The sequence below is a fragment of the Yinghuangia sp. YIM S10712 genome (assembly GCF_051388935.1).
Lineage (GTDB): Bacteria > Actinomycetota > Actinomycetes > Streptomycetales > Streptomycetaceae > Yinghuangia.
The window spans coordinates 1-9,270 of sequence record NZ_JBPKBI010000039.1 but is presented as its reverse complement, the minus strand read 5'-3'; the positions used below and the strand labels follow the sequence as shown (position 1 = coordinate 9,270).

6 protein-coding genes and 1 pseudogene are annotated in these 9,270 nt (G+C 68.5%); all 7 read right to left on the bottom strand.

What is annotated here, in order from left to right:
* On the bottom strand, positions 1–293 hold a 293-nt coding region (locus ACRX5W_RS32370), incomplete at its 3' end, for a DUF5132 domain-containing protein (protein ID WP_436791968.1).
* A 680-nt stretch (positions 294–973) separates the two neighbouring features.
* A complete protein-coding gene (locus ACRX5W_RS32365) occupies positions 974–1,801 on the bottom strand; it encodes a lipase family protein (protein WP_436791967.1) in 828 nt (275 codons plus the stop codon).
* 382 nt (positions 1,802–2,183) lie between these two features.
* Positions 2,184–4,346: a prolyl oligopeptidase family serine peptidase gene (locus ACRX5W_RS32360; RefSeq protein WP_436791966.1), complete on the bottom strand. Its 2,163-nt coding sequence runs from the start codon at positions 4,344–4,346 to the stop codon at positions 2,184–2,186.
* Between the two features lie 566 nt (positions 4,347–4,912).
* Positions 4,913–5,437 (bottom strand): hypothetical protein, encoded by a 525-nt coding sequence (locus ACRX5W_RS32355; protein WP_436791965.1) that lies wholly within the window; start codon positions 5,435–5,437, stop codon positions 4,913–4,915.
* A 431-nt stretch (positions 5,438–5,868) separates the two neighbouring features.
* On the bottom strand, positions 5,869–6,543 hold the full coding sequence (locus ACRX5W_RS32350) for a TetR/AcrR family transcriptional regulator (RefSeq protein ID WP_436791964.1): 675 nt from the start codon (positions 6,541–6,543) through the stop codon (positions 5,869–5,871).
* Between the two features lie 905 nt (positions 6,544–7,448).
* A complete protein-coding gene (locus ACRX5W_RS32345; RefSeq protein WP_436791963.1) occupies positions 7,449–7,865 on the bottom strand; it encodes a hypothetical protein in 417 nt (138 codons plus the stop codon).
* 1,049 nt (positions 7,866–8,914) lie between these two features.
* A pseudogene (locus ACRX5W_RS32340) lies at positions 8,915–9,208 on the bottom strand (response regulator); the annotation flags it as partial.
* Positions 9,209–9,270 lie beyond the last annotated feature (62 nt).

Sequence of the window (9,270 nt, the reverse complement as noted above, 5' to 3'; positions counted from 1 at the left end):
TGCGGAGACGCCTGCCGCGGCGTCTTCGCCCCGGGCTTGGCGGCCGAGGCCGCGACGACCGGACGGTCCGCTTTCTCGTCGGCCTGGTCCTTGGCCTGGTCGGTGAAGATCTCCGCGGCCACTTCCGCGGCGAAGTCGTGCATTTCCTCGCCGGCCTCCTGCGCGGCGCGCTTGACGTCGAGGGCGATTTCCACGGAGGTCTTGATGACCCCGCGCACCACGGGCTTGACGATGCGCTTGGCGATCGGCGCGACGACGAGGCCCATAAGGAACGGCGCTAGTACGGGCGGCATGATTGATCGTCCCCTTTGGATGGATGAGCGTGTCCACATGACGTGCTGCGGGCATGCCGCGGGAACGCCCGAGCCGTGGCGGCCCGTGGGAACGTGCTCACGCCCCCACGAAACGCCGACGACCCGTCAGCGGTCGACCATCGCGACACGGCTCGTCGGACGCGCGGCGTCCGCCCTGCCTGCCCACCCTTTGCCTGAATTTCCGCGTGCGTCCCAACGAACGCCCCAACCACCATGTGCCACGGCAAGTCATGACACCGAGTGCATGCGGTCAAGGTTCAATGTGACCAACCACGAGACTAGGCGGATGGTTGGCCCTGACCAACCGGTTCGCCGCCTATTCGCCCGTTCGAGCGGTCTTGCCCCGGCGAAGCGTTCGAGTCCCTTGACAAGCCCGACCATCCATGAGCAACGCCCCAAGCCCAAAGCGAAGTTGCTCAACCCCAACCACGCCGCTCAACAGACCAGACGCAGCCTCACTCCGCCACACCGGCCAACCGCCTCCCGCGGTGCAGGGCCCGTAGCTGCGGGAGCATTCCGCAGGTGGGGTACCGACACTTCCTGACCTGCGGTTGCGACTTCGTACACGCGGCCCGGGCCCACCACGCCGTCTTGATCGGTGTGGTGGCCCCGGGATCGCCGCCTGCCCGACTGTGGCCGTTCCTCGGCGGTCGGGGGCGTCAGGACGCGAGGTTCTTGGCCAGAACGGCGAGGTAGTTGTTGATGAAGTGGTCGCGGACGCCGTCGGAGGCGGGGGCGAGGGGGTCGGCGATCCGGCCGAGGCCGCGGTCGGCGAGGCCGGCGACCAGGGGCATGGTGTCGTGGAGCTTGCCGTTGCGGTCGAAGTACCGCAGGTGGTCGACGTGCGTGAAGGGTTCCGGCGGCAGGTTGGGGACGACGTCGTTGTTGTTGACGAACCGGTAGTGCCGGTTCTTGAACGCCCGCCGGTGCGCCGTGGCGAGGATGTGCTCGCAGGTACGTGGCTGGCCGAAGGTGTAGACGCCGTCGGGGAGTTGCCGGGGGTCCTCGAAGTACAGGTGGGCGCCGGCGAGCATCGCGAGCGCGCCGCCGAGGCTGTGGCCGGTGAACCACAGTGTCTGTCCGTTGGTGTGCAGCTCCTGCACGGTGTTGCGGATCTGCGGGTAGACGGAGGCGAGGGCCTGGTTGAAGCCGTAATGCACGTAGCCGTTGCCGCCCGGGCCGGGAACCGGCGGGGTGGATGCGTCGGACAGCCAGTCACGGATCTGTACCGGCTCGGTACCGCGGAAGCCGACGACGATCATGCGGTCGGACGCCATCACGTACGCCTGGGTGTCCTCGATCGGAAACGGCATCGCATGCGGCGAGGAGAAATGCCGGACCGTGTCGAATCCCCAGCTCCGGCCTGCGGATTCGATCGCGTCCTCGTCCTTGTAGGCGATCGCGGCGGCGTGCGCGAGCGCATAGGCGTGCGGGAGGCTGTAGCCGGCGGCGGCGTGGTCGAACGTCGGAGCGGGGGTGGTGGTCACGGGAACCTCCGGGCGAGCGGGAGCCGGTGAGACCCGCCACAGGCTAGCCACCATCCAACCGTGTGGTGGCATCAATCCCCGGTGCATCCTCCGAACGGACCAACAGCTCGGAGGTCGCACAACCGTTCACATTGTGGGCCTGCCGCTGGGCGGGAGGAGCGCAGCGGGGCCAGGCTCGGGCGTCTGCGGGCTTCAGCCGCTGTGTCGGAGCGCTCATTCGTGGATTGGAGAGGTTGATTGGGTCGGCGCCTGCCCAGCACGATTGGGAGCTGCGCACTGATGCCGACGGTTCGGCGCCGTCCCGGCGCGTTCCAGGGCGCGATGGCTTCGGCGGTGCCCGTCAAGGATCGTGCTCGGACGCGGTGGACTGCACCGTGCCCGGTCACATCGGCGGGGGCGGAGCGCCGGCAGTCAGACCGGTGTGTTCGGCGCAGAAGGCGAGGGTGTCGGCGGTGATATCGGCCCAGCGTGAGGCTGTGCGGAAGCCGTGGCCGACGTTGTCTTCGGTGCGCAGCAGGATGGGCCGGTCGGAAGACGTGGCGTGCTGAAGGGCGGCGGTGAACTTGCGGATGTGGGCTGCGCCCACGCGGGGGTCGACGCGCGCGCTGGTGAGCAGGACGGCCGGGTAGGGCGTGCCGGGTCGCACCTGGTGGTAGGGGGAGTAGCCGAGCAGCACCGCGAAGTGCTCGGGGTCGTCCGGCGTGCCGAACTCCGTGGCCCACAGGGGGCCGAGGCCGAAGAGGTGGTAGCGGAGCATGTCGGTGGGGGCGTCGGAGCAGACGGCCGCCGCGTAGCGTTCCGGGTTGCGGGTGAGGGCGGCGGCCACGACGAGGCCGCTGTGCGAGGAACCTCTGATGGCCAGGCGATCGGGGGTGGTGATGCCCTCGTCGATGAGATGGCGGGCCGCTGCGGCGAAGTCGGCGAAGCACGCCGGTTTGTTGATCCCGCTGCCGGCCGCGTGCCAGGCCGTGCCGCGCTCGCCGCCACCGCGGACCGCGGCGACGGCGTAGGCGCCGCCGGCCTTGACCCAGGCCGTGATCCCCGGTGAGTACGCGGGGGCAGCCAGAGCGCCGAAGCCGCCGTAGGCGGTCAGCAGCGTGGGCCGCGGGCCGGCCGCGGGTTCGGGCGGTTCGATCAGGTACAGGTCCACCAAGGTGCCGTCCTCCGAGGGATACCTGAGTCGCCTGACCGCCGGCGGTGCGGGGGCGGGCGACGCGGCGGCGGCCGGTGGTGCCTCGGGAAGGCAGCGGCGCTGCCGTACGCGGAAGCGGTAAACGGTCGGAGGGGTGACGAAGTCGGTGTAGGTGAACCACACTTGGCCGCTGTCGCCGGAAGGGGCGCTGAGATTGCCGATCGTCCCCGGCCCCGTCCCTGGAGTGGGCACGTCGGTCAGTTTGCGGCCGGACATGTCGTGCAGGGCCAGGGCGGCCACTCCGCCGCGTGTGGTGCCCACCAGCAGCAGGGGTTCCCGGCTGTCGGGATCGGTCAGGGGAGTGCACGCCGTCAGCAGCGTCTCGGGTTCGGGGGTGATCAGGGTCGACCAGGCCTGGCGTACGGGGTCGGCGGGGTCGACGGAGCAGACCCGGCCGCGCGGTGCGTCGGCGTCGGTGATGGCGTAGAGCAGGCCGCCCGGACCGAACTTGAGCAGCGCGCTGGTGCGTTCGCCGGTGCCGTGGTGGATCAGTCGCAGCCCCGGGGACTCGGGGGCGTCGGCGGTCAGGTCGGCGAGACGGAGGTCGTTGCCGGTTTGGGCGCCGGGGGCGGAACTGACCGTGAGCCACCGGCCGTCCGGGCTGGTGGCCGCCACCAGGTGTGCGTGGGGGGTGTCGAAGACGAGCCGGTCGGCGGCGGGGTCGCTGCCCAAACGGTGCAGTCGCACCCCGCGCGAGCCGTGCGCCGCCCCGTGGGTGACGTAGTAGAAGCCGCTGTCGTCGGGCAGCCAGGCCACCGGAGTCGGGCGGCCGGGGCGCAGCGGACCGTCCACCAGGTGGCCGTCGGCCACGTCCAAGACGTGCAGTTCGGAAATCTCGCTGCCCCGGTGGACGAACTGGAAGGCAAGCAGCCGACCACTTGGGGACGGCCGCCAGGCGCTGAGGGAGGTCAACCCGGCCGGATCGGTCGTCATGGGGTCGACCAGAACGCGTTCGGACTCGCGGCCGTGGCCGTCGGTCACGGCCAGTACGGGTAGTTCGCCGCCCTTGGCCCGGCGCAGGAAGAAGCGCCGCGTTCCCCGCCAGACCGGCGGAGTCGCCACCGGAACCAGCGCCCCGCCGGCGTCTTGCAGCTCACCGAGCACGGCCCTGAACCAGGGCCTGGTCCGCCACGACGGCGCCTGCGCGGCGAACAGCCGTTCTTGATCGGCGAGCCACCGCTCGCACGCGGGAGCCTCGTCGTCCTCCAACCACCGGTAGGGATCCGGTACGTGTCGGCCGTGGAATTCGTCGGCGACAGGAAGACGGGGAGCGTCGGGGTAGGCGGAGGGCGCATGGGACTGCGGCGGGCTCCCCGGTTCCGGAGAGCCCGCCGCCTGTCGTGTCGCGGTCACCGTCGTCAGTCGTTGCTGCCCGCAGCCAGCTCAAGCCGCCATTCCGGCAGGCTCAGGACCTCGTCGGCGATGAGAATCAGCAAGGCGACTCCGATGCCCGGAAGTTCGTCCATCACAACACGCTCCTCTGCGTAGTTGGTTGGCAACCATCCGTATTCTCCCCGCCAAGCTGCGCAATGAGACCACTCTTTCGAGTGAACTCATGCGGGCGCGCCGCGGTGATCGACTTGCTGCGCCGCTGCATGAGGTAATGCACGCCGTATTGATCGCTGAAGCGCATCGTCGGGGTTGGTGTCAGGATCGTTTGCCCGCCGTCGCTGTTCAGGGGACGTCAACAGCTGTGCTGACCGCGGCAGTTCCGGCAACGGTCACAGCAGGCGGGCCACTTCGACGTCGTCCACGTGGAGTCGCCTTTGTCGGGGTGCGAAATTGCACCGCGCGTTGGCGCGAACGAGGCTGAGAACCACACGAAAGACCTCGGCCCCGACTCGGATGCCTCGGCGCCTTCCCGAGATCTTCCGGCGCGTCGGCGTCAAATTGCTTTCGGCGACTGCGTGTTGCCCTGGTCACCGTGGTGTCGACTTGACCGTGGTGTAGAAGACTACGGCGCCCCGCTTGCGGCGTTCGACGAGGCCGCGGGCGACGAGGCTTTCGACGGTGGTCCGGACGACGGTGCTCTTGATCGTGCGCTCTGGGTGAGCCGCGGTGAGCGCGTCGGTGATCTCGGCCGTGGAGCGGGGCTGCGGTTGCGACGCGAGGTGGCCGCGGATCAGGTCGACGAGACTCGGGCGATTCGCAGGCGCTTTGGCCGGGGTCGTGTTCCGCTTTTTCCCTGCGTTGCCGGTGGCCTTCTTGGGCCGCGCGCGTGTGGCGGTGGCGCCCGATGCCACGCGCGAGGGCTCGACGGCCAGGCTCGTGCGCAGGTCCTCCAATACGGCTCGGTCGAGGTCGAGGGAACGCAACCGGTCCTGGAGGGTGGTGATTTCGGTGCTCACGCGCTTCTGCTCCTGAGCGACGCGCTCAAGGTCGGCAACGACCTGGGCGGCGTAGTGCGTCTGAAGTTCCATGGTCTCTTGCCGGGCCTTCGCCATGACGGGTCACCTGTCTCGGGGTTGGTCGCGGATGCGGAAGGTCGGACCGCGCCCGACTGCTGTGGGCAACGGCCCCTGCCTGCTGTAACCGCGCACGCCCCCGTAAGGTTTCGGCTTCGCGGGGGGCAGCGCCTCCGGGCGCGGTCACGCGCCCATGCCGCGGGGCGCCCACCGACCGGCGATCGACTGGCTGGACGTAACGGCGGTCATCAGGCGTCCGACTTCGTCGGTCCTTCGGGTACGTGTCCTACATCCCCCACCGCCGGTGCACCATCAGCACGCGCGAACGGCCCCCGCCGGGGCCAGGGGTTTGGGCCGGCGGTTTCGGTTCCCAGATGTCGCGCGGAATCCGGCTACCTCGGTGCCCCGGCCCTGATCCTGCCGAACATGCCTGGAAACACCGGCACTTCGATTGCGTCGATATCGTGGCCCTATCCGCGGCGGGCTTCCAGCGCATCCAGAATCAGATCGAGGCCGTAGCTGAACTCGTCAGTGTGGTCGTAGCCCGGCTTCAGGGCATGATCAACGATCATCTCGGCCAGATACGGCAACTCGTCCGCCGGCAGACGCTCAAGAATGCCGCCGGCCACTTCCGCAACGTCGTCCGGCGCCGTCAGCGGCAGGTTTGCCTCTTGGAGAACGTATCCGGCGATGTAGCTGTCGATGAGCGAAACGGCGTGCGCGGCCATCGGCAGTGTGAACCCCGCCTCTCTGAGAACGCCGAGAACGGCGTTGTGGTGGCGCAGTGTTGCCGGGCCCGGGTTGCGACGGGAATCCATGACGCCGAGGGCCCAACTGTGCCGGGACAGGACCGTACGCGCGGATCGCGCGCGCACGCGGATCGCGTCCCGCCAGTCGTCGCATCCGGCGGGGGGCACCTCGATTGCCGCGGACACCGTGTCCACCACGCCGTCGAGGATCGCCTCCTTGTTCGGCACGTGGTGGTACAGCGACATCGCCTCCACGCCGAGTTCCTGAGCCACCTTGCGCATCGTGATGGCCGCCACCCCACCCCGATCGGCGACTCGGACCGCGGCCTCCAGTACCCGGTCTCTGCTGAGCGGTTGGCGTCGAAGTGGCGGCACGGCGGCTCCCGGGGCTGACATGTTGACAGACTTACAAGCGTAAGCCAGCCTTACGCATGTAAGCCGACCTTACGGACGTAAGCCTGTGAGGACGGGACTCCGGGGGCACAAGCACGCGCTGGGAACAGCGCGCCACGGTGGAAGGAGCGGCGACCACCGGCCCCTGCGCAGGCCCAAACACCGGCTGAGCCGGCGGAGTTCGGCCACCTCGTCACCGCTCTGCGATGACGTCGCCGAGCGGACTCGCTCAGCGTGTCGAAGTGGGACGGATCGGCCCGTGCAGGTAGCACACGGACTCGCCGAGGCCGGTAAAGACGGCGTTCCAGTGGGAACCGCGGACGCCCTCAAGACGCGCGGCAGCCCGGCGCGTGAGAGCACGCCCACCGCGTCGTGTGCGTACCGAGTGATGAATCGGACGCACAACGTATAAAGCGTCGACGGCAGCCGAGTTCGCGGGCGATCTTTTCTACCGCGTTGAAGACTTTCTTACCGCGGAGACGCACCATCGTCGGGCGATCGTTTTCCCGTATGTCTCGCCAATCACTCAGGTGAACTCTTTTGTCAATCTCATCGGTGTTTGGATCGGGTTTTCGTAATGATGACACGTGTCACCACCGCTGACTTGCCAAAAATTGCGGTACGGGTGGCCTTGGCGTACGCCAGTACATGCGCACTCGCGCACCCACGCGCGCGTTGCATTGCATTCCCTCGGCATTCGAAATGCGAGGAAGCTGCCGTACCGACACCGCGGGCGCAGGGGACGAGCCCGGGCGACGACCGATCCTGCCGCGACTGCCACGGGAAATGTAAAGCGTGCCTCCGGCCGGGCTTCGGCTGGAGGCACGCTTTCCGGCATCGGTCGGCCGGACCCATCGGCCGGGGGACATCCCGCGAGAGTCCGGCCCCCGTGCCTCTCCCGACTCAGGTCACCAGACGATGGTCCCGCCTGAGGTCACGTTGCACACGACATCGCCCTGCGGCGGGGGTGCGTGAATGATGAAGCGGTGCGAGGTGGTTACCGTCGCCGACGCGACCGCGGGGCCGCTGAAGTCGTCGAACAAGACCGGGTTCCACGACGCCAGCGTCTGGCTGGTGTACGAGCCTGCCGATGTTTCGAGTGTGACCGGGATGCCCGAGGGCACCGGGACGGGCGAGCCGAACGTGGTCGTGAAGGCGAATTCGCCTCCGGGCGGGAAGGGCTCGATCTCTGCGGTGCCGGATCCCCAGCTCCCGCAGTCGAAGCTGATGACCGGGACCGCCGTGGCCGGCGGCGCGACCGTCACGCCGAGGGCGACCGCGCTGACGGCGCCGACGACGGCGGTGATGGTGCGTTTACGGATCATCTGCTGAATCTCCTGTTCGAGCAGTTTCCGAATGGCGGCACGACTGTGCCGACACGGTTGGTCTGTCGGCAGAAGTGGTGCCGGCCGATTACCGATCCGCCTCCCGGCCACGGATATTCCGTAGTGTTCCGTGCAGCGGGGCGGCGCCGAGCCCGAGGAAGACCGGGTGTGGGATCGACCCCAGGGTTTCAACCTCGTTACACGACAGTGAAGCCGGTATCTCGATTAACTGTCAACGGGCTCGCCAAAATCGTTTTTGATTCTTTCCGGCCCGATCGTCAGGCAGAACATTGTCGACTCGAAGGGGCCGACGATCTCGGTTGAGAATTCCGATCAAGGTGACACGTGTCGAATTCACGGAAGCCAATTCGATGGAGGCTTCGCCGACCCGGCCGAGGAATTGCGGGCGACTGCCGGGAAGTACCGGGGAACCGCGTCGCCGGATAACTTCGGACCGGAAAGCGAGCCAAGTCCGGCCCTGGGCGCCGGGCACAAACCCGTTGGATGTGTATCGCCATGAGACGGACCAAGCGGCGGGACCAGACAGGCGGGACACGCGGTCGGCCGTCACGAGGCCCCGAAAGTCGGCCCGGCCATGCGCCCACACCGGCCGAGTACTTGCCGATCTCGGGCGGACGCCGTGATCAGCCGGCCGTACGACCCGATCGTGAAGCACCCCACCGTTGGCCTCGCCGCCGTCGCGGAGGCCCACGACGGTGCAACGCGTCCGAGCGGAAGTTCTGCCGCCACGGAAACAGCCCGCCCTTCCCGGGGCGCGGCGAGGTCGATGCGGGCAGCCAGGCGGCGGCGAAGGCGGGCGCGTGCGTCGAGTCGGGCGGGCCGCTGCCGTCGACCGGCGCCGTGCCAGTGCGGTGGCCACGAAGATTCACCGGTTCTCGCCGGGCCGCCGGGCCCGCCGGCCCTCCTTCACACCGCACCTCGCGGCGTTGCAGGACCTCGCGACTACGCCCGGGTACGAGCCTCGGCCCTGCGCGTTGCGATGCACGGGACCGGACAACGAGAACCGGCAAACCTGCGTGGCCACCGCACTAGGTGTTGCTGTCGCGATCGCGGCGTTGCAGGTGGATGTCGGTGAACACTGCGATCTTGGCGCGCAGCGCCCACGGATCGAAAGGCTTGACGATGTAGTCGACGGCGCCTGCCGCGTAGCCCCGGATCGAATGGTCGGCGTCGAGTCCCATCGCGGTCAGGAAGATGATGGGAATGTCGCGGGTCCTGGAGCGTCGTTTGATGTGGGCGGCGGTTTCATAGCCGTCCATGTCCGGCATCTGGACATCAAGGATGATCACCGCGAAGTCGTCGTGGGCGAGGAGCGCCTTCAGCGTGATCTTGCGAGGAACCCCGGGGCTTCAGCCCCGGGAGGAATCGCATCCCTGGCCCGGAG

Excerpts from the sequence above, each read along its gene's own strand:
- ACRX5W_RS32355 (WP_436791965.1), bottom strand. The coding sequence starts at position 5,437 with ATGGCGAAGGCCCGGCAAGAGACCATGGAACTTCAGACGCACTACGCC.
- ACRX5W_RS32350 (WP_436791964.1), bottom strand. The coding sequence starts at position 6,543 with ATGTCAGCCCCGGGAGCCGCCGTGCCGCCACTTCGACGCCAACCGCTC.
- ACRX5W_RS32345 (WP_436791963.1), bottom strand. The coding sequence starts at position 7,865 with ATGATCCGTAAACGCACCATCACCGCCGTCGTCGGCGCCGTCAGCGCG.